Annotated in this window: 19 protein-coding genes; 8 read left to right on the top strand and 11 right to left on the bottom strand. The window is 45.1% G+C overall.

Going from position 1 to position 22104, the window contains the following annotated elements; translation table 11 throughout:
- Positions 1-7 precede the first annotated feature (7 nt).
- The 4 genes from AC5JP1_RS01715 (at position 8) to AC5JP1_RS01700 (ending at position 4579) form a co-directional block, all read left to right on the top strand.
- Positions 8-1327: a phosphoribosyltransferase domain-containing protein gene (locus AC5JP1_RS01715; protein WP_493842876.1), complete on the top strand. Its 1320-nt coding sequence runs from the start codon at positions 8-10 to the stop codon at positions 1325-1327.
- Positions 1328-1369: 42 nt separating this feature from the next.
- On the top strand, positions 1370-2188 hold the full coding sequence (locus AC5JP1_RS01710; RefSeq protein WP_493842875.1) for an HAD hydrolase family protein: 819 nt from the start codon (positions 1370-1372) through the stop codon (positions 2186-2188).
- A 74-nt stretch (positions 2189-2262) separates the two neighbouring features.
- The gene (locus tag AC5JP1_RS01705; protein WP_493842874.1) at positions 2263-3444 is read left to right on the top strand and encodes a cysteine protease StiP domain-containing protein; all 1182 of its coding nucleotides are present in this window, start codon (positions 2263-2265) and stop codon (positions 3442-3444) included.
- A 70-nt stretch (positions 3445-3514) separates the two neighbouring features.
- Positions 3515-4579, top strand: a complete 1065-nt coding sequence (locus AC5JP1_RS01700; protein ID WP_493842873.1) for an HpcH/HpaI aldolase/citrate lyase family protein — start codon at positions 3515-3517, stop codon at positions 4577-4579.
- A gap of 146 nt (positions 4580-4725) precedes the next feature.
- On the opposite strand, the gene AC5JP1_RS01695 is transcribed toward AC5JP1_RS01700, so the two are convergent.
- Positions 4726-5538: an alpha/beta fold hydrolase gene (locus AC5JP1_RS01695; RefSeq protein WP_319050565.1), complete on the bottom strand. Its 813-nt coding sequence runs from the start codon at positions 5536-5538 to the stop codon at positions 4726-4728.
- A 327-nt stretch (positions 5539-5865) separates the two neighbouring features.
- Between AC5JP1_RS01695 and AC5JP1_RS01690 the strand changes: the two genes are divergently transcribed.
- Entirely contained in the window at positions 5866-6663 is a 798-nt protein-coding gene (locus tag AC5JP1_RS01690; RefSeq protein ID WP_493842872.1) for an enoyl-CoA hydratase/isomerase family protein, read from the top strand.
- 157 nt (positions 6664-6820) lie between these two features.
- Here AC5JP1_RS01690 and AC5JP1_RS01685 read toward each other — a convergent pair whose 3' ends face one another.
- On the bottom strand, positions 6821-7264 hold the full coding sequence (locus AC5JP1_RS01685; RefSeq protein ID WP_319050567.1) for a PACE efflux transporter: 444 nt from the start codon (positions 7262-7264) through the stop codon (positions 6821-6823).
- 247 nt (positions 7265-7511) lie between these two features.
- Complete coding sequence (acnB, locus tag AC5JP1_RS01680; protein WP_493842871.1) at positions 7512-10115, bottom strand: bifunctional aconitate hydratase 2/2-methylisocitrate dehydratase; 2604 nt, start codon at positions 10113-10115, stop codon at positions 7512-7514.
- A gap of 325 nt (positions 10116-10440) precedes the next feature.
- On the opposite strand from acnB, the gene AC5JP1_RS01675 reads away from it, so the two are divergent.
- Positions 10441-10851 carry a carboxymuconolactone decarboxylase family protein gene (locus tag AC5JP1_RS01675; RefSeq protein ID WP_493842870.1) on the top strand — a complete coding sequence of 137 codons (411 nt, stop codon included), beginning with the start codon at positions 10441-10443 and terminating at the stop codon, positions 10849-10851.
- 148 nt (positions 10852-10999) lie between these two features.
- Positions 11000-12043: a lipoyl synthase gene (lipA, locus tag AC5JP1_RS01670; protein WP_372887392.1), complete on the top strand. Its 1044-nt coding sequence runs from the start codon at positions 11000-11002 to the stop codon at positions 12041-12043.
- 146 nt (positions 12044-12189) lie between these two features.
- Here lipA and AC5JP1_RS01665 read toward each other — a convergent pair whose 3' ends face one another.
- The 3 genes from AC5JP1_RS01665 to AC5JP1_RS01655 all read right to left on the bottom strand — a co-directional run bounded on the left by AC5JP1_RS01665 (position 12190) and on the right by AC5JP1_RS01655 (position 15755).
- Positions 12190-14226, bottom strand: a complete 2037-nt coding sequence (locus tag AC5JP1_RS01665; protein WP_372887390.1) for a TRAP transporter permease — start codon at positions 14224-14226, stop codon at positions 12190-12192.
- A complete protein-coding gene (locus AC5JP1_RS01660) occupies positions 14198-14665 on the bottom strand; it encodes a DUF1850 domain-containing protein (protein WP_493842869.1) in 468 nt (155 codons plus the stop codon). Before AC5JP1_RS01660 ends, AC5JP1_RS01665 begins: the two co-directional genes overlap by 29 nt.
- Before the next feature lie 70 nt (positions 14666-14735).
- The gene (locus AC5JP1_RS01655) at positions 14736-15755 is read right to left on the bottom strand and encodes a TAXI family TRAP transporter solute-binding subunit (RefSeq protein ID WP_493842868.1); all 1020 of its coding nucleotides are present in this window, start codon (positions 15753-15755) and stop codon (positions 14736-14738) included.
- 603 nt (positions 15756-16358) lie between these two features.
- Here AC5JP1_RS01655 and mtnP point away from each other — a divergent pair.
- Positions 16359-17252, top strand: a complete 894-nt coding sequence (gene mtnP, locus AC5JP1_RS01650) for an S-methyl-5'-thioadenosine phosphorylase (RefSeq protein WP_493842867.1) — start codon at positions 16359-16361, stop codon at positions 17250-17252.
- A gap of 129 nt (positions 17253-17381) precedes the next feature.
- Here the strand turns inward: mtnP and AC5JP1_RS01645 are convergent, their stop codons facing one another.
- From AC5JP1_RS01645 to arsS, 5 genes are all read right to left on the bottom strand, one after another.
- On the bottom strand, positions 17382-18425 hold the full coding sequence (locus AC5JP1_RS01645; protein WP_493842866.1) for a methyltransferase domain-containing protein: 1044 nt from the start codon (positions 18423-18425) through the stop codon (positions 17382-17384).
- Between the two features lie 72 nt (positions 18426-18497).
- Complete coding sequence (locus AC5JP1_RS01640; RefSeq protein WP_493842865.1) at positions 18498-19175, bottom strand: TIGR04282 family arsenosugar biosynthesis glycosyltransferase; 678 nt, start codon at positions 19173-19175, stop codon at positions 18498-18500.
- 106 nt (positions 19176-19281) lie between these two features.
- Positions 19282-20013, bottom strand: a complete 732-nt coding sequence (locus AC5JP1_RS01635) for a TIGR04283 family arsenosugar biosynthesis glycosyltransferase (protein WP_493842864.1) — start codon at positions 20011-20013, stop codon at positions 19282-19284.
- Between the two features lie 39 nt (positions 20014-20052).
- Positions 20053-20874 carry a DUF547 domain-containing protein gene (locus AC5JP1_RS01630; protein ID WP_493842863.1) on the bottom strand — a complete coding sequence of 274 codons (822 nt, stop codon included), beginning with the start codon at positions 20872-20874 and terminating at the stop codon, positions 20053-20055.
- Positions 20875-21084: 210 nt separating this feature from the next.
- The gene (gene arsS / locus AC5JP1_RS01625; protein ID WP_493842862.1) at positions 21085-22080 is read right to left on the bottom strand and encodes an arsenosugar biosynthesis radical SAM (seleno)protein ArsS; all 996 of its coding nucleotides are present in this window, start codon (positions 22078-22080) and stop codon (positions 21085-21087) included.
- Between the last annotated feature and the right edge of the window lie 24 nt (positions 22081-22104).

Raw genomic sequence — 22104 nt, 5'->3', positions numbered from 1 at the left:
AATATGAATGTTAAATAAGCAACACAGTACAAGCATCACCCTACCTCGCGGCACGCTGGATCTGACCTATCAGACGAATGCAACCACTAATCGTGATTTGGCACACAGCGACCACTATCAACTAGAAGATCTGCTTGGATTTGCCCAGCGCATTAACCCAAAACGGGCGTTTTTGTTTGTCTCAAAAGTATTGGGTCGTCATATTCCCGTGGCACCCAGCACCATGCGAAATGCGTTTACTGATTTGGCCAGTTTAGTTCCTAATGATTTGCCCGAGCCAATTTTAGTCATCGGTATGGCAGAGACTGCGGTCGGTCTATCGGCAGGCGTGCATCAAGCGCTACAAACACGCTATCCGCAGGCGCTGCTACTGAACTCTACTCGTCATGCTCAACATGATGAAAGCCTTGATCAGGGTAAACAAAGCGATACTAATGATGCTAATTCGTTATTCACGACTTTTTGTGAAGATCACAGTCATGCCAGCCAGCATTTGATTTATCAAAGTACAGATAGCATCACACAAGCACAGCTGCTCGCTAGCAAAACGCTAATCATGGTCGATGACGAAGCGTCAACAGGCAATACCTGTGTTAATGTCGTCACGGCTTTACGTGATGCAGGGCTGACACAATTAGAGCAAGTGCATCTAACGACTCTGGTTGATTGGTCATTGGATCAAGAGAATACAAACCAGCAGACAGATGACGCTCAGCCTACGCGTATGGCGGATCGCTTGACTGGTATTGAGTTTCATCGTCATCATCTGCTGTCTGGAGCATGGCAATGGACAGACGCACCCAACCCAGAGCCTATCACTATGCCATCGGTTGATACTACTGCAGCAGGTAGCCAAGCGCTTGGATTTACCGGCAACTGGGGACGCTTTCCTACATTAAATAGCACAGATGGCTTTGATAACTATCTTTCAAGTTTTAAGGCTACATTTGCACGCTTTCATGATCAAGACAGTTTTGATGTGAGTCAACTGCCCAAAAAAATATTGGTATTGGGCAGCAATGAGTTTGTTTGGTTGCCATTTTTATTGGCGGAATGGCTTGAGACAACATATCAAAACCTCAAAGCTGACACGGATACTATCGTGAAATTTAGTGCATTGACTCGCTCACCGATTGCGCTTGGCGGGGCCATCACTACCATGCTGAGCTTTCATGATAATTACGGATTGGGTATGACCAACTTTGCTTATAATGTTGATCCCAATGAGTGGGACTTGATTGTGTTGTGTGTAGAAACGGCTGCTGATAGCGTCGATGCGATGTGGCGCGGTTTGGATAATGTTTTGGTGGTCAGTCCGACGACTTAAACCATTCTTTCACCTTCATACTTCCTGTTTATGGACGACGTCATGACTACCCCATTTTTCAAGCCCAATCCCGATGTTATCAAACCATATGCCTTAATGGATTTGGACGATACACTTTTTCAAACCCAACGTAAAATCGACGCATGGGATTTGCCTACTGCTGAAACTGAAAACTTAGTATGTGCGACGGTTAATAAGCAAGATGAACCACTCAGCTTTATGAGTCAGCGCCAAGCGAGCTTTTTTAACTGGTTACTGGCTAGTACCGACCTAATAGTCGTGACGGCGCGAGATCGTAGTGAAATAAAACGTGTGAAGCTGCCGTTTGACAGTTGGCAAGTATTGACTCATGGTGCCATTATTTTAACGGCTAATGGGCAGCTACTAAGCAAATGGCAGCAACATATGTATAACAAGCTTGCACCATTGCAAGATAAGTTAAACCAACTGAGCGAGCTGTTTGCTAGTCATAGCAAAAGTGAGCAGAGTCAGTTGGTATTTACGCCGCATATTGATTGCTTTAGCAATGGCTCTGTCGAGGAAGAATTAACCATTTATTTAGCGATTAAACACGCGCAAAAAGACCATCAAGCATTGGTCGACTTAGCCAAACAATTACCAGCATTGATACGTGATTTTGAGCAAGATTTTTATGTACACGTCAATGCCAATAATCTAGCGATATTGCCCCATGCGGTTCACAAGCATCATGCCGTACAGTTTTTGTTAGACCATCATTTAGATCATCAGCGTCCCAGTTTTGGCTTTGGTGATAGCTTGGCGGACTTACCTTTTCTGCAACTGCTTGACTGGTACGGTATGCCAAGCCGCGGTCAGATACATGATCACTATCAGTCTTAGCTATCAGTTTAAACAACTAGTCCAAAAAACAGACACATAACCTCATTATCATCACGAGTGCCATTATTCATATTATGACTTTACCTAACATACAGACCCATAGAGCGAATCTAAACAACTACGGCTCAGGTAGCTACCTTGCCAGCGATGTGACGGTCCTACTCAATATCGTCGATAAAGACGCTGTTGCCGATGTGCCGGTCAGTCAAAAAGAGGCACTCATTCAAAGTGGGCAACGTCACTACTCTGATATGTTAACCTTAGAGCAAGCGCCTACCGCGATGCATGAGCAGCTATACCGTCAAGCGCTAACGCAAGGTGGTGAGAGAGCCGCAACTGATATCGCACACTTAGCGCATACCCTACATGATGTCTTTGGTCATGATGTCAGTGATGAGCATCCGCTGATCTTGGTCAGCTTAGTACGGGCAGGTCTACCGATTGGCGTACTATTGCAGCGCGCACTGTCGGACACAGACAGTAGCTATCATTTACCAAGCAAGCATTATGGTATCAGCATCATTCGTGATCGCGGGCTTGATCCTGTGGCGCTGCAAATGCTGCTGGACGCGTACCCAAACAGTCCGATTGTATTCGTCGATGGCTGGACAGGTAAAGGCGCGATTTATAAGGAGCTTGCGCGCAGCTTAGACGTATTTAGCGATACGTCTCATGCCAATTTTGCCAATATTTTTCACCAAGGCGCGAATGTTATTCCGCTATTGACTCTTGCCGATCCGGCGGGCGTTGCTTGGCTCGCGGCGAGCGCAGAAGATTGGTTAATTCCATCAGGCTTGTTAAATAGCACCGTATCAGGCCTGATTTCGCGCAGCTTATATACCGAGCCGCAATCAGGTCTTCATCGCAGTGTTTTTTATGAAGATTTGATAGAGGCAGATCATAGCTTGGCATTTATCGATCATGTCGATGCAGCGAGACGCTCACTGACCGCGCCACCAGAGTGTTTGCCAACCTATCAGCAGCCGCGCTACCAGACAGCTGCATTGATAGATACGCTCGCAGCAGACTATAACATCACTAATCGCAACCGTATTAAGCCCACGATTGCCGAGGCGACGCGCGCTATCTTGCGCCGTGATCCCGAGCGTATATTGCTCGCGACCGCGGCGCATCCCGATACCGTACTACTGCGTCATTTATGTGAGCAACGAGGCATCACTATTGACGTATTAGGTGATAAAATACTGCCTTATCAAGCCATCACTCTGATCAAGCAACGCACGAAAGACAGTTAGTACCTGTAGCACAAATTCATCTCGCATGATTGAACGCTTGTCCCTTATTCCTCTATTTATGATGCCAACTATGTCAGATACCAAACACAATGAGTCAGAGCTTTACCACGATACCCAGTCTTATGCGCATCTGATTACTGAGCGTCATGCGATGGTCAGACCGCATACGCATCATCCCTATCAGCTGGGTGCTAGTCTATACATGCCTGCTACTCGGCAAGATATTTGGCAAGTCATCAAGCGCGACAAGCTACCTACGATCAACAGTATTATTATTTGCCTAGAGGATGCTGTCAGTCATGAAGACGTTGAGCTGGCACTTGAGCGCTTGCGTATACTGCTGGATACTTGGGCTGAACATGTCAACAGCATCAATGCGCCCTCTAGAGCCGCTGCTATTCACGCACAGCATCCAACGCGACCATTGGTCTTTATACGTCCGCGTAGTCCATCGATGCTACAACAACTGGCGGACTATGCTCATATCGACCTGATCGACGGTTTTGTCATGCCAAAGGTCGATATGTATAGCTTATCGAACTGGCGGATGGCTTGTCAGAACCTCAGTATCGACCACCTACTCATGCCCACACTCGAAACTGCCGCGCTGTTTAGTCCGCATCATAACCAAGAGCTGGCCATTGCTTTTAAGGAGGCCTTTAGTCAGCCTGTATTTGCACTCCGTATTGGTGGTAATGATCTATTTGCAGCGCTGCGTCTACGTCGACCAAAAAACAGCATTATCTATGATACGCCTATCGGTACCCTAGCCTATCAGCTGCTTGGCTGTTTCGTGCCGCATGGGTTTTATCTGAGCGCGCCTGTATTTGAATATCTGGATCAGCCAACACTGTTCATGCAAGAGCTAAACCATGATGTCAGCTTGGGTCTAGTGGGCAAAACGGTCATTCATCCGAGTCAAATCGCCTTAGTGCAGCAAGCTTACTGCGTGCCACTCAGCACATTAGATGAAGCACAAGCCATTCTACATACTGACGCAAAAGCAGTATTTAAATATAACAACACCATGCTAGAGCCCGCGACCCATCGGGCATGGGCCACCGAAGTTGTCAACCGTGCAGAAGCTTTTGGTACCATTGATGATGGACATACGCCATATAGCTCACGGCGCTAGTCCTCCACTGCTTATCATATCTACAGTACAAAAAGCCGATATCACATAAGCGATAGCGGCTTTTTTGTTAGGTTATTGAGTACTTTTCAATCAGCAAAGTACTGCCGTGCATCTGCTCGTTATCTATACTCTACTCGTTGTTTATATTAAGCACAGCTTTCCAAGAACTTATTAAGCACTCGATTGACCTGATCAGGCTCCTCTACTGTTGAGGTATGACCTGCTCCTTTGATAACCGCAAGCTTAGATCCAGCAATGGCAAAATGCATCCGTTCAGACTTATCATAAGGCGTTGCTGCGTCTTCATCCCCAACGATGATGAGTGTCGGTGTCGTAATCTCACCCAGTTGCTCATAAGTACCTGTCCGCTCGATGACGCCCATGGTCGCCTTAACCACACCGCCTTTACGGTTACCCTGCAACATAGTGAGCCAGTGCTTACGGTCGGACTTGCGTAGCTTGTCCGTCAAAAACGTACTGCCAAACATAATCGGCATGACTTTGCTACTCACACGCTTTATACCGAGCCAACGAATGGCTTTGACCAGTTTACGGTACTGCGGTATGTTTTTTGGATCTTCGGCGTCAGATGATGTCTCTAGTAAGCTGAGCGATAGCAGTAGTTCAGGACGCTTTATGGCGATACGCTGAGCCACAAACCCGCCCATGGACAGACCAACAAAATGACAGCGATCAATACCAAGCGCGTCGATTAGCCCAAGCGTATCTTCGGTCAGTGTCTCCATATCATAGCCAGATTTGGTAATCTGTGACTGACCCTGCCCGCGGAAGTCAAAAGCAATGCAGCGATAATCTGATTTAAAATACGCTACTTGTTTTTCGTACATCTGCGAGCTCCACAGCAGACCATGAGCAAACACAATGACAGGCTTTTGCGTATCGTTAGGCGCGCTGTCTTCGTAATAGATATCAGCATTATTGATATTGATAGTTGGCATAATCACATCCTTGTTTGATTCATTGAAAATTTATATGTCACATGACATTCTTCTATGCTCAGCTTAGAATATTAGCATAGTCTATAAATGCATTCGGCAATGACCTCCTTGCTAGACAATCACGTCCTTGGATAATCCTTATCAATTTATACGACAAAACAGCACTCTTGACCAGTGTGTAGATGTGTCTTGAGCGCTCATAAAATGCCCTTTTATAATCCGAGCAAGCTGCTATAGTAATTGGTATTGAATCATTTTTACCTTTATCTCATAGCATTCTCACTGATACAAAATATTAAAACCGTCATTTAAATAAGGAAATCTATAATGTCAGAGCCTTTAGTCGATTATCAAGTTGAAAAACACATTGCGACCATTACCTTTAACGATCCAAAAAGCCTAAATGCTTTTGGTACCCCCCTAAAAAACCAAGTCTTGGTAGCACTAGACAAGGCTGAAGCAGACGATCAGGTACGAGTGATTATCTTGCAAGGCGCTGGCGGTAATTTCTCAAGTGGCGGCGATATCAAAGAGATGCTATCTGAAGGACTGGACAAAGAGGTTGTCTCCACCAAACTAAGAGGTATGGTAGAGGGCGCAGGAGAGGTCAGCTTGAAGCTACGCCAGGTGCATAAACCTATCATTGCCAAACTAGAAGGCGCTGTAGCTGGTGCTGGTATGAACTTGGCACTTACTTGTGACTTTCGTATCGCCGCAGACAACGCAAAATTTGTACAAGCCTTTGTCAATATTGGCCTAGTGCCAGATGCAGGTGGTATTTATTTACTGAATCAATTGGTCGGTGCCGCAAAAGCAACTGAACTTGTGATGCTAGGTGATAAGTTAAAAGCAGAAAATATGGCGCGCTTAAATTTAGTAAATAACGTGGTGAGTGCTGATGAGCTAGATGCTACCGTACAAGCATTGGCGCTACGATTGAGCCAACTGCCAGGCAAAGCATTGGCTGCTATGAAGGAGAGCTTCAACGTACACGCCTTTGCTGGTTTGAGCGCAGCGCTAGATACGGAAGTAGAGCAACAGACAGTAATGGCAAAAACCGATGACTTTATAGAAGGGGTTAGCGCATTTATAGCAAAACGTAAACCTGTTTATCAAGGTAAGTAACAGGGTCAATGGCTAGGCAAGCTAAACGCCAAGTTAAATAACGAGACTGTAAGCATTTTAATCTGACAACTGAGTTTGTTTTGCTTAGATGGACTATAAGGATACTATCAAAAAAGGGCTGCCACTATGGCAGCCCTTTTCTATTCAGCGCCCTTTATCAAGAGGCCGTCGCGGGGTCATAATGATAAGGCAAGGTAAATATTTTATCGAAAATAAAGGTAAATACAAAGTTATATATTAAGAAGAAAACCATCAAAGCTGCCTCCATCATAAATGCTTCGATCAAGCCGACATCGTACCAGATGATGTATATTGGTAAGCAAATCAATACCAGACCGATTTCAAAAATCAGCGCATGCGCACTACGAATTAGCAGCGTACGCTCAGCTATACGCCTGCGCTGCTCCCAAGTCTCAAAAGCGGTGTTGTATAAGAAGTTCCAAATAATCGCAGCGAGCGATATCATCATAGCAGCGGGCAGCGATTCTGATGCATCACTATTGCTAAGCTTCATGAGTACAAAGGTAGAGGATATGATTGCCAGAATCTCAAACACAATCACATAGACAATACGGCGTTTAACTGGGGATAAGGTAATCAACCAAGACTCCAAAGCACCTGTATTTAAACAGCAAAGTGCATATCAAAGTATCGGTCCGTCCCGAGATAGAAAAGATAAAGGAAGTGCAGAGCCACGGTTTCCGCCTGCACTTATATTATACATGAGATAGCTTTGGAAGTCAGTTAGTGCTTATATCGCAAAAAACCCCGCATCATTACGATACGGGGTTACTGTTTAAATGAGAGTAATAGAACTTAAAAACGTCTAACTTAAGTATCGACCAAGATTAGCTCAACTGAGCAACGTTGATCTTGTCTGCTTCTTCCGTATAGTCTTCCATACGATCGAAGTTCATGTATTGATAGACTTCATCACCCATGCTGTTTAGCATGCCAGCATACTGCTGATATTCGTCGTTCGTTGGCAGTTTACCAAGTACGGCTGCAACTGCTGCAAGCTCGGCAGAAGCCAGGTATACGTTAGCGCCTTGACCTAGACGGTTCGGGAAGTTACGAGTAGAGGTCGATACCGCAGTAGATTTCGGTGCGATACGTGCTTGGTTACCCATACATAGTGAACACCCTGGCATTTCAGTACGAGCGCCGGCTTGTGCATAGATATTGTAGTAACCTTCTTCCATCAACTGGCGTGCATCCATCTTAGTTGGTGGTGCAATCCATAGACGAGTCTTAAGACTACCTGCTGGTACGTCTTGTAGCAATTTACCAGCGGCACGGAAATGACCGATGTTGGTCATACATGAACCAATGAATACTTCATCAATGGTATCACCAGCCACGTCTGCTAGCGTTTTTGCATCATCTGGATCGTTCGGGCAGCAAAGAATCGGCTCTTTGATTTCGCTCATATCGATAGTGATGTCGATAGCGTATTCAGCATCATCATCAGCACGCATGAGGCTTGGATTGGCCAACCACTCTTGCATTTGCTCAACACGGCGACTGATCGTACGCGCATCGCCATAGCCTTCACTGATCATCCACTTAAGTAGCGTGATGTTTGAGTTTAGGTACTCCGTTACTGAGTCTTCAGACAAGGTGATGGTACAACCAGCAGCACTACGCTCAGCTGAGGCATCAGACAATTCGAACGCCTGCTCAGCGGTCAAATCTTCTAGACCTTCGATTTCAAGAATACGACCGTTGAACTCGTTGATTTTACCTTTCTTATCAACAGTCAAGTAACCTTCTTTGATCGCTTGATAAGGGATCGCATGTACGAGATCACGTAGGGTGATACCCGCTTGACGCTCACCAACAAAACGAACACGGACAGATTCAGGCATATCAAGTGGCATTACACCAGTTGCAGCTGCGAACGCAACCAGGCCAGAACCCGCTGGGAACGAGATACCCATTGGGAAACGAGTATGCGAGTCACCACCAGTACCAACGGTATCTGGCAATAGCATACGGTTCAACCATGAGTGAATGATACCATCACCTGGACGTAAGCTGACGCCGCCACGGTTCATGATAAAGTCAGGTAGTGTATGCTGAGTCTCAACGTCAACTGGCTTTGGATAAGCAGCAGTATGGCAGAATGACTGCATGACTAGGTCTGCTTGGAAACCCAAACATGCCAAGTCTTTTAGCTCGTCACGCGTCATTGGACCAGTGGTATCCTGAGAGCCGACCGTAGTCATCTTAGGCTCACAATACATACCTGGACGTACGCCAGTTAGACCACACGCTTTACCAACCATTTTCTGCGCTAGCGTAAAGCCTTTGCCCGTATCGGCTGGCTCTTCTGGCTTAGCAAATACGTCTGAATGACCAAGACCCATATATTCACGAGCACGGTTAGTCAAACCACGACCAACGATCAATGGGATACGGCCACCAGCACGTACTTCATCAAGCAATGTTGGTGAGTTTAGTGCAAACGTTGATAGCACTTCATCAGAGTCATGCTTAGTGATTTTGCCTTCGTATGGATAGATGTCAAACACATCACCCATGTTTAGGTTATCAACAGCAACTTTTTCGATTGGCAATGCGCCAGAATCTTCCATGGTGTTAAAGAAGATCGGAGCGATATTGTTACCCAATACCAGACCACCACCACGTTTGTTTGGCACGTTAGGAATATCTTCACCCATCAACCACAATACTGAGTTGGTGGCAGACTTACGGCTAGAACCAGTACCAACGACATCACCAACATAAGCTAGCGGATGGCCTTTTTCTTTTAACGCTTCGATTTGCTTCATTGGGCCAACAACGCCCTCTTCGTCAGCAGTGATGCCGTCGCGAGAGTTTTTGTGCATGGCTAGTGAATGCAATGGAATATCAGGACGGCTCCATGCGTCTTGCGCAGGTGACAAGTCATCTGTATTGGTTTCGCCAGTGACTTTGAACGTCGTGTAAGTGGTTTTTTCTGCTACTGCATCACGGTTCAAGAACCATTCTGCGTCAGCCCAAGATTGAACCACTTCTTTAGCGATGGTGTTGCCCGCTTCTGCTTTCTCAGTCACGTCATTGAATGCGTCAAATACCAATAGCGTTTTCTTTAGTGCTTCAGCAGCGTCTTGTGCAACTTCACTGTCATCAAGGGCAGCAACTAGTGGCTGAACGTTGTAGCCACCTTGCATCGTACCTAGGATTTCAACCGCTTTTTGCTTGCTAATAAGTGGCGATGACGTCTCACCCTTTAGGATAGCAGCCAAAAACGCAGCTTTTACGTAGGCTGCTTGGTCAACACCAGCAGGGATACGGTTTTCTAACAAGTTCATCAAAAATGCATCTTCGCCTGCTGGCGGGTTCTTTAGTAATTCAACCAACTCTGCTACTTGTTTTTCGTTCAATGGTAGCGGAACCGTTCCTAGCTCAGCACGTTCTTCGACATGTTTACGATAAGCTTCTAACACAATAGTCGTCCTCGTCAGTTGGGGTTTAGCACATTGCGTGGGTAGTCAGTATGACTGCCTGCGTCTATATACTATAGGGAATAATTATCCGTGCAATCATAGCTTAAATCGCTCTAAATGTTAATGGCTCAGTCCTGAAAAGGCGCATAGTAAGGCCATATTGAACATTTATTATAAAAATAGTGCCATCAATAATATGATTGTCGCGCTCATTATAACTGGCATTTACTCAGTCACACGTATCAATAAGCGCTTGCTTTATGACCGAACAGACACCATATGACTGTTATACGCTTTTATAAGACATTATTAAGGACGACACGATATGGACGATAGCAATATGGACAATAATACCAACTATGACAACGGCCTCAAAGTACGCACGGAGGTCATGGGTGAGCAGCATGTGAAGCGCTCGCTTGACGCGGCAACAGGATTTACTCAGCCACTACAAGACTGGATTATTGAGCACGCTTGGGGCAGTACTTGGCAAGATGACTCGGTATTGCCGCGCAAGTACCGCTCATTAATCACCATCGCTTTTTTAATTGCCCAAAAAAGCCCGACCGAGCTAAAAGGACACATCCGCGGTGCCATCAATAATGGGGCTAGTGTCGCTGAGATTCGAGAAGTCCTCATGCATAGCTTGCCATACTGCGGTGCACCCGCCACACAAGAAGCATTTCGCGCCGCCATAGATACACTGAATGAGTTAGAAATCAACATAGATATTTAAAACTATGGTCGCTAGAGCAATCGTAGTAACCTTAATGATATTGTACAAAAAATATCTGCTAAATTTCTGCTATAATATCGCCACTCATAAAACATTTTGATAATTCCATAAACCCTTATAATATAAAGGGTTAAGAGATAATTCTATTATGACAACTGCCGTACAAACACATGTACCTGCTGCTAAGGTCAAACCAAAAAAAGCCATCCAAGGCGAAAAGCTGCGTGGTTACGATAAAGTTGCCCGTATCCCAATTAAAGTGATCCCGACCGTCGAGGCTAAGAAAAAGCCGGATTGGATTCGGGTAAAGATGTCATCGCCTGCTGAAGTGGCACGTATCAAAGCCACTTTGCGTGAGCAAAAGCTCTACACCGTCTGTGAAGAAGCTGCCTGCCCTAACCTGCCACAGTGCTTCGCGGACGGTACAGCGACCTTTATGATTATGGGTGATATCTGTACTCGCCGTTGTCCATTTTGTGATGTCGGTCACGGTCGCCCTAATGAGCTAGATAAGGATGAGCCGCGTCATACCGCTGAGACTATCGAAGGTCTAAAGCTCAAATATGCGGTAATCACCTCTGTCGATCGTGATGATCTAAAAGATGGCGGTGCTGGACACTTCGTTGAAGTGCTAAACGAATCAAGAGCCCTTAGCCCAAACTGCTTGATTGAAATCCTAGTACCCGATTTCCGTGGTCGTATGGATATCGCTTTGGACTTACTGACAGAGACCGCGCCTGATGTGTTCAACCACAACATCGAAACCGTGCCACGTCTGTACAAAGCCTTCCGTCCAGGTTCTGACTATCAGCATTCGCTAGATTTGCTTAAGATTTATAAAGAGCGTCGTCCTGATATCGCCACTAAGTGCGGCTTTATGGTCGGTCTTGGTGAGACTGAAGAAGAGATCTATGCCCTACTTGATGACCTAAAAGCGCATGACGTAGACATGATCACCATTGGTCAGTACTTACAGCCTAGTAAGAATCACGCGCCCGTCGATCGTTACGTCCATCCAGACGAGTTCCAGCGTTATATGGACTACGGCAAAAAGATTGGCTTCTTTAGCATTTGGGCAGGTCCAATGGTGCGCTCAAGTTACTTTGCGGATCGTCAGTACTACGGCGAAGATTGCCCAGCGCCTATCCGTAGCAAAAAAGCATTAGAAGCTGAAGGCAAACTTGGCTGCTAATCTAGCTACAAAGCGATGCGAAATTAGTTGCTAACAACGATCGCTAAGAACAGTTTTTAAGAATACGAAAAAAGGGTGAATAACAAATTTGTTATTCACCCTTTTTTTAGCTTTGATAATCTATCAAAAGATTTAAATCCAACGTTTTACACGGTTAAAGTTGGCGTTGGCTTTCCAGCTGTTTTTATGTTGAGTACTGCAATACCTAGTACGATGATACCGCCGATGATACCCGTCAACATCTCAGGATAAATTAATAGCAAAGCACCAATCGCTAAGATGACACGAGTTACGGTATTCATCTGACCTCTAAAATACCCCTCAAGTGCTGAGCTTAGTGCAATCACACCTGTTACTGAGGTCACAACCACCGTGATGATATCTACAATAGGCGGTAGTGGGAAGTCTTTTGCCGTAACAGCGAGTCCAGTTGGGTCAATCATCAGCATCGTAGGATTATAGATGAACATAAACGGTACGATAAATCCAGCGAGTGCCAGTTTGAGTGACAAGAATCCTGTCTTCATCGGATCGCCGCCCGATATACCCGCACCCGCAAAGGCCGCTAGACACACAGGCGGTGTAATATTGGCAAAAATACCGAAGTAGAAAACAAACATGTGCGCTGACAAGATTGGAATGTCAAAACCAGCTAATGCTGGCGCCGCCATCGTCGCCGTAATGATATAGGCAGGAATAGACGGAAGTCCCATGCCCAATACCATAGATGCTAGCATGGTCAAAATAAGCGTAAAGAACAACGATCCCGCACCTAGCGTGACGATAGAGGATGTCATGACTGTACCAAAACTGGTCAGACTCACCACCCCAATGATAATACCAACGACCGCACAGGCCGCCATGACTGCAAGCGACTGACGCGCACCATCTTCCAATGCACCCAAAATATCAGAGAAGCTCATGCGTGTCTCAGCACGTAGCATGCTGATGACAACCGTAAAACCAATGGTATAAGCAGCAGCATAACCGACAGGTACATTTTTGATTAACAAGAAAACCAAAAAAACAATCGGCAATAGCATATGACCACGTGCTTTTAGTACTGCTTTTACTGCTGGCAGATTTTCTTTAGCGATACCTTTTAGATCGCGGCGACCAGCGCGGAAGTGTACCTGTGCAATCACACCCAAATAGTACAGCACGGCTGGTAGTAGGGCTGCAAGCGCAATCGTGCTATAAGGCAAACCTGTGGTCTCTGCCATAATGAACGCACTGGCACCCATAATTGGTGGCAAAATCTGCCCACCTACAGACGCACTCGCCTCAACTGCACCCGCGAAATCTTTGTGATAGCCGACTTTTTTCATCAGCGGAATCGTAAAGGCACCGGTACTTACTACATTTGATAATGCAGAGCCGTTGATACTGCCCATAAAGCCACTAGAGATGACCGCTACTTTTGCAGGCCCGCCTTTCTTATGACCTGCGATGGCCAATGCCAAATCATTAAACAGCTGCCCCATCCCTGAGCGTGCTAAGAACGCACCGAATAAGATAAACAAGAAAATAAACGTCACTGACGCACCGATCGCGACAGAATATAAACCTTCTGTTTTTAGGAATAATTGACCAAAAATATCACCCATATCATAAGGGCGAGTCAAAAGTCTGTCAGGCATAAAATCCATGTGACTGACAAACGGATAGGCTAAGAATATCCCTGCCAATATCGGCAAAATCCAACCTGTGATACGGCGACTACCCTCTAGCACACAGACTACGGTGATTAGTGAAAATATCACATCCATCTGGTTCGCCATACCGCCGCGCGAGGTCACAATATCTTGATACTCGTAAATCAAGTAGCCCATGCCAGATAAGGACAGCGCAAACCAAAGCCAGTCATACCATGCGACTCGCTTACGACTGCTTTTCTTGCTGGCGGGGAAAATCAAGAAAATCAAGGCAAAACCAACACCCACGTGTACGGAGCGCTGTAACAACGCTGGCATTGGGTTAAAGGTGATATACAAATGAAAGAGCGAATAAAGGATACAAATACCAGCGATAAAGTACTTCACTGGTCCTTGCGTGATATGACGTGTGATTGACTCTCGGTCGTATTTTTCCAATACCGCTCGGTTGACAGCCTCAGCATCTTTATCAACGTCAGCATCTGGCGTGGTATTCACGCTATCGTGATCCGTCACTTGGGAGTTCATGACAAAAGTCCTTTTTAAATCTATCAATTAAACCATACGTCTTAGGCATGATTACCACTTCAGAATAGTCTGGCACCCACTGGTGAATCAAGAAACGACGACCACCGTAATCGATCTCACCCTTGGTCAGTCTAGACACGACCCAATTGAGATTGGGCAGTTCTTCATTAATTTGATACCCGAGATAGCCAGGTTTTTGTATGGGAGCGAGTGGTTCAGTTGAGGGGGTCCCAGCACCGAACGCTTCAAAGTAAGTGGTGGTGAGTAATAACGTAGCATCTTCTGTACTGGTTTTATCTAGACGCTGATACTGCTCTTCCCACCACTGTTTTTCTACAGAATGTATCCAGCGCAGCTGAAAATTAGGGTCGGCGAAATAACAAACCTTGTCATCATCACCCTCGACTGCAACTCGCACTTCCACAACGGATTGGAGCATCAAACCCATCCATAGCATAAAAAAAACCAGCGCTACAATGAATGCGGCGCCAGTTGATAACCAACATGAATTACTTGGCTGCTTGTTCGTCATAGTACTTCTTAGCACCAGGATGGATTGGAGCGACCATACCCTCACGAGCCGTTTCTAAGCTGATGTCATTAGCCGCTTGGTGTGCTGTTTTTAGACCGTCCAAATTATCAAACAAAGCTTTGGTTAGTTTATAACCATCAGCTTCAGACAGATCAGAGCTAACCAACAACGCATTCATGATTGCTGCAGTTGGAACATCTGTTTCATTGCCATAAGTGCCCGCAGGGATAGCAAAGGTTTTAAAATAAGGCTTAGCCGCAATGATTTCTTTTAGCTTGTCTTGGTCGATAGTCACAATCTGTAGATCGAGGCCTTGCTCTAGCTCCATTAGAGATGAGTTTGGTAGACCACTACTAAAGAATGCCGCTTCAATCTTACCTGCTTTCATGCCATCAGCCGCTTCAGCAAACCCTAGATAATCAACGGTGACATCATCGTATGTGATGCCAAACCCTTCTAGTAAGGTGCGAGCGTTTACTTCCGTGCCAGAGCCTTGATCGCCAACAGCGATACGCTTGCCGCGCAAGTCTTCAATATTTTTGATGCCAGATTTTTTCGACGTGACGATTTGCACCACGTTAGGGTACAGTACTGCAATCTGTTGGATGTTCGTGATTGGCTGCTCAAAGTTGTTTTTGCCTTCGACTGCATCAGTGACCACATCACTCAATGCCAATACCATATCGACTTTGCCTTGGGTCAATAGATTGACGTTTTCAACCGATGCACCAGTGGTTTGGGTTTTTGAGTTAACGCCAAAGTTTTTGACATACACCTCAGACAGTGATGTACCGATGATGTTGTAAGGACCAGAGGCGCCGCCGGTCGCGATAGTCACAAATTTAGTATCCAGCGTATCAGTGGCAGCCTCAGTTGCCGTACTATCTACAGCGGCAGTATCCTCACCTTCTGAGCTCGGTGATGAGCATGCGGTTAGGCCTAGTGTGGCGCTTAACATGGCTGATAAAAGTAATGGAGACTTTAGAGAGTTGAGCATTGAGTTCATCCTTGAAGTAATCAATTTAATACATCTAACGGTATTAATAAATTGGCATTAATCCGTTACAGCTGAGTCATGATATAGCAATTTTTGTCATAAATAAACTAAAGTATTTTTTCTCTTTTGCTTTCAATGCCTTATATACAAGGCGCTTTGAGAAATTAACCTTACTTTACTGTCTGATTTACGCGTTACAATGTTCCGCTTAGTGAAACGGTGTTCCATATATTTAATCAAAGTTTGTTTGCGTTGTAAACCTTTATCGCTATCAATTACTACTCAGCGAATGCTTATCCTTATTTCATATTGTTTATAACAACATAGTCGATAATGGAGAGTGGGTCAGATTTTTCGATTTATTTTTATTACTATTCAAGTTCTGCTATATTTCGTACAGACCTTTTTTATTGATACGGCGTCTAAGATATAGTCGGTTCAATATGATTTGGATACAAGGAAGCCGAGTGAAAGTACTACGAGCAGTAGACTCAGCAAGGCTGACACCGTATCCAATTTATAGAGGATTGACTATATATAGATATATGCTTTATCAGCTAAGACAACATCATCGTTTCTTATAACCCAACTTGGATAACTTTTATGACAATATCTACAATAGAAGCATCAGGACCTTTGTCTGCTGATATCGCTATCATTGGCGGTAGTGGTCTTTATCAGATCCAAGCATTGACCAATAAACGTAGTATTACGGTACAGACGCCTTATGGCAGTCCATCTGATGATATTGTTTTGGGTGAGCTAGAAGGTGTGACCGTTGCTTTTTTGACGCGGCATGGTCAAGGTCATAGACTGACCCCATCTGAAGTCCCCTATCGCGCTAATATCTATGCGCTAAAAACATTGGGCGTACGCTATATCGTCTCGGTATCAGCCGTTGGCTCTCTACAAGAATCACTCAAACCATTAGACATGGTCGTGCCAGATCAAATGATTGATATGACCAAACAGCGAGTAAGTACGTTCTTTGGCGAAGGCGCAGTTGCTCATGTATCAATGGCAGACCCACTATGCCCTGCTCTATCGGGTATATTGACACGTGCCTATCACCAAGCAGATATTATCGAGGGTGACTGTCACTCGCAGGCAACTTATATCTGTATTGAAGGGCCTCAGTTCTCAACTCGTGCAGAGTCAGAGTGGTATCGTCAAATGCAAGCAGATATCATTGGCATGACCAACATGCCCGAAGCCAAATTAGCACGTGAAGCCAGCATGGCTTATGCAACATTGGCGTTAGTAACCGATTTTGATTGTTGGCACCCGACCGAAGAGGCTGTCAGTGCAGACTATGCGATAAAAAATCTGATGAAAAATGCTGAAAATGCTCAACAGGTGATCCAAGAAGCCGTTGCTTTGATTGCTGCTGAAATGCCTGAATCCATCGCTCATAGTGCGCTTGCACAAGCATTGGTCACGCCTGTGGATATGATGGATGAACATACCAAAATCAGATTGGCAGCGTTGCTAGCGTAGTCTTAAAGCGTATCCTCCATTGTGAACTGACTACTTCTAATCAAAAAAAAAGGCTATTATCTCAAATAATAGCCTTCCTTTGCTTTAGCATATAGGTCTGAAATTTATACTAAATACACGCCTTTACTCTTAACAACAGCCGCCCATACCAGACGATGGCATCATAGCCTGATCAAATGGCATCAGTTCACCGCACCCTGCAAAAATACCATAGTGGCGACTGTCATCACCAATAAATTCAAAATGCGGTGCAAAGCGAGATTCTTGTAGCATCCGAAAGGTATTGCCGCAGACAGGAAATACCCGGCCCGCCTCAATCGCATGATGCTTGTCTAGATCAAACCGATGCGGGGATTGCTCGATAGATCCTTTGTATATCACCGCTTGTCCATGATCTTCACAGGCATCTTCTAGCGCGGCAATCTTAAACAGGCGATAAGTGGCTGAGAAAAACTGTATATCACCGATTTTGGCAGCCAGTACTGGATCTGTAATCTCAAGCGGGCGATCTTCGACCAGACGTGGGTCTAAAAACCCTGCGCATCTTGATAAACGAACAAAATCTTTCCAGTATAAAGCGCCACTTAAACACTCTCCATATAAGACAGGGTCATCGATCAGATGCTGCGGGATACGGCGATCAGCATAGACGTCAGAAAAATAAAATTCGCCGCCAGGCTTGAGTAGTCTCTGCACGCTCGCCATCACGGCAGCCTTATCTGGTGATAAATTGATAACACAGTTTGAGACGATAATATCAAAGCTACCATCAGCAAGATCCAGTTCATCTAGTTTTTCGATATAACCATGCAAAAACGTCACATTGTCATAGCCAAACTGCTCAACATGATAGGCTTGATGTTCCTTTGCAACGGCTAATTGCTCGTCAGTCATGTCTACACCGACCACATGACCGCTCTCACCAACCAGTTGCGCGAGTGCATAGACATCGCGACCTGAACCACTGCCTAAATCCAAAATTCGGCAGCCTTCAAGCAATGCAGGACACACGAGTCCGCAGCCGTAATAACGATTCAATACTTCATCATGGATGTTTGCGAGCAACGGCTTTAACCACTCAGGCATATTGCTAATATCACAACATGCCGAGGTTTTTAGATCATCGGTACCTTGCAGCTCTTTTCCATAGTAATTTTGCACGACATCATGCATGACAATATCCTTATTAGTAGTAAGATCCAATTAAAAGTTAAGTGAATAACGGTAGAAAATCATATTTTATTTTTAGATTTTGTTGAGCGTATTGCACCAATCTGACGGTAAATGCTGTAAGTCTTCAGGCTCATCAATATCATGCAACGCTGGCAATAGCGCCAGTGTCCACCCTAATGCCGCGATACGTTGCTTGGTCACGTCAGCGACGATCGTCGTACTCCAACTGATGTCTGAAAAAAGGCTAGTATTAATCTGCTTGAACCCAAGCAACACATAGCCTCCATCGGTTGCAGGAATCATCACCGTGTCGTATTTCTCCAGCTGCTGTACGGCGGTCTGTATACGCTCTGCCGTGAGACTAGGACAGTCTGTCCCAATTAAGACAACTTTTTCATATTTTTCTAATGCGCTCTGACTGGCTGTCAACATACGCATGCCCAAATCGCCCTCTGACTGAGCCGACCATTGCATTGACTCGGGTAAGTCAAACGCTTGCCAGCACGGGTAATCTGGCGCGGGACTCACGCATAGCTCGACCGCAAAGTCGGTAGCAACCGCTTGCTCTATACTATGTAGTAGCAGATTTTTTGCCATATGTGCAGCGCCATCAACACCTAATGCAGGCTGTAGACGAGTCTTTGCCATATTTGGTGCAGGGTATTTAGCAAATAGAATAATGCCTATTTTTTGCTGGCCTGCTTGCGAGTCAGTTCTCGCGGTGTGAACAGTGCGAGGGCTTGAGTGCATCAGTAAAAGTCCCTTTCTTTTCTTGTCTACAATATCGATAAATTAAGTTGTTTTCTTTCGATTTAAATACTTATCGCAACCTCGATGTTGAATGCTTATCGCCATATTATCTGTGCTGCTTGTAATAGCGCTGTTTCAAAACATCAGGCGATACGCCGCGCCAGTAATCAAAACGCAAATGCCACATCAAAAAAACCGTACGAACATTTCCATGTTGCTGCCAGCGCCGCGCTGATGTCGTCACTTTACTCTTTAGACAAGCAGGTCTACTGATATTTTTTAAGCGCTTACATAGCTCAATATCTTCCATTAACGGCTGATCAGCGTAACCTCCGAGTTGTTCAAACACGGATCTTTTGACAAAGATGGCTTGATCACCTGTCGCAACACTAACCAAACGTGAGCGCTTATTAATCATTGTACCAACGACTTTAAGAAGCGGATGAGTGCTGTCCAAGCGCACATCAAAACGCCCCCATTTATGCTGACGCATTGCTATCTCTACCTTATCTATCGCGTCAGTCGGTAGCTGAGTATCTGCATGCAAAAACAGCAATACCTCACCCGTCGCTTGCCCAGCACCAGCATTCATTTGCCGCGCGCGTCCAGCGATAGACTCAATAACAAGCCAGTCAGTCAATGAGTGAGTCCTACTTGACACATCTTTTAGCAACTCTCTAGCGATAGAGACTGAACCATCATTTGAGCCACCATCGACTAGGATAACTTGCTGCGGAACCGGCCTAAGTCTACTGATATGACCAATAAGCTGCGGCAAGTTATCCGCTTCATTTAACAATGGAACAATGATAGAGAGGTTCAATGTATGTACCGTCATAGTAGGCAACTGCTAACCAATATCAATTGGAGCCTCGTCTTATTTTTTGTTCAGATTCCAATCATAATCAGTGTAGCTGATTTTTATCTTGCCCTGCTTTAGATCTGCTGTTTGCGCTTTGTTCAGCCCTAAAGATGAGCCATAACGACCCAAAAACCCTTCCAGATCATTGGTGCCACGCCAATTGGTAGCAAAGTCTTCTTTATACCATTTAAAAATCGGCGACACGCTTAGCGTACTTCCCTTTAGGCGGTTACGGCTACTGTCTGCCAAAAACTTAGAAGTTGCCTGCTCTAATTGACTGTTTAGACGTTTACCAGTAAAAGCATCATCTTGCAGTGCAGGACAGCCAATGCTGGCACAGTTGACCGCAAAATGAATACGCGGATCGTTGTAACGCTTGGAGCCACGAATGAGATTGTGCTCGATATCATCAAGCGAGCGTGTCTTACCTAATAATGGAATAAAATCCTGTTTCCACGGCGAACCAAACAGACCACCGATATCTTTGATGGATTTAATATTCGGATATTTCGTCAATACCAAGTCGACCGTACCAGCATTATAGACATTGATCAAAAATGCCAACTGCTCGTTTTTGCTCCAGCGATTAAACTCTGCTTGAGACACTTTACTCGTCGCCTCAAGGTAACTTGTCAGCTTGCTCTTATCCGCCTTCATACCAGCATAATTGACCACAGAGGCTTTGCCACCATTGGTCATGGTTACATGTTTATTTAATAAACTGTCCCAGCTTTGATGGTTAAAGTCAGCATAAGCAGCTACACTTGATGATAAGATCGCGATCGCAAGGACTGGTTGCACGATTACCGTTTTCGCTGAAAAATTGAATCTTGACATAAAACTAACTCCATTTGAGTCGATGATATTCTTTGTATAATTCTTTCGATGTGCTTCTTACAATCTTGTATATAAACGACAGACAGTATTGACTGCCAATAAGATCTTACTGCACATAGATATTTACGGTACATAAGTGCCTATTACAGGTAGTTGCTTATCTTTGCTAATCACTTACGACCAGTCGTCATTTATTATGGGTATAGAATACTAAATAGCCGTGTCTATTATCGTTTGATCTGTAGTCTCTTCCTCTAGCGCACCGCCACAACTACTGCCCTGTCCTGCTGTACAGCCGTAGCAGTGGTCAGCAATGGCAATGGCATCTCCAGAGGGATCTTGAGTCAATAGATCACGTAGGTGCCGACGCGATTTATTGGGTACAGGAATCTCTAGTTGCTGATTGAAATCACAGTCAAATAATTCACCAAGCCAGTTGACACTGATAGTCGAGCGACACATCACCTCGGCTAAGTTGTCTGCCACGTAGTTTTCTTTGAGCAAGTCCATATAGGGATGAAATTCATTTTTGGCCAGTAGTACTGCACCAAAGCGCTGGATAGGCATATTGGTCAATGCAAACAGATGATTGAACTCGATATCGAAGTGCTCTTTTAGCTCACGCTTATAATCCGCTTCAAGCTGTTGCTGATTGGGTGGCAGCGTAGCACCTTGCGGATTGTAGACCAGATTCAACGTTAGGTTTGAATCGGACTTACCGTAGCCTAACTGGTTGAGCTTTTGTAGCCCCAATATACTGTCGTCAAACGCACCCTTACCGCGCTGCTTATCTACGTTTTCTAGGGAGTAGCACGGCAGAGATGCGACTACCTCCACTTGATTGTTTGCTAAGAACTGCGCCATATCCTCATAGCCATCCTCCATGAGAATAGTCAGATTACAGCGATCTATCACTTTAACACCCAGTGCACGAGCTGCTTTTACCAGATACTTAAAATCTTCATGCATCTCAGGCGCACCGCCCGTCAAATCGAGCGTATCTATATTTTGTGCTTGTAACACCTTGGGTATCAACTCAACCAACTCACGCGACATCATTTCTGTACGATAAGGGCTGGCTGCCACATGGCAGTGCACGCAGGACATATTGCATAAATAGCCCATGTTGACTTGTAGTATTGTCAGTTGACGGCGTTTGATAGCTGGAAAGTCAGTATGCTCAAGTAATTCGATAGTCGATTTCATAATGGTATAAAACCCTGTTAGTCA

The organism is Psychrobacter sp. H29 (assembly GCF_059073055.1).
Note: the sequence above shows the minus strand (reverse complement) of the source record. Positions and strands in the feature narration are given on the sequence as shown.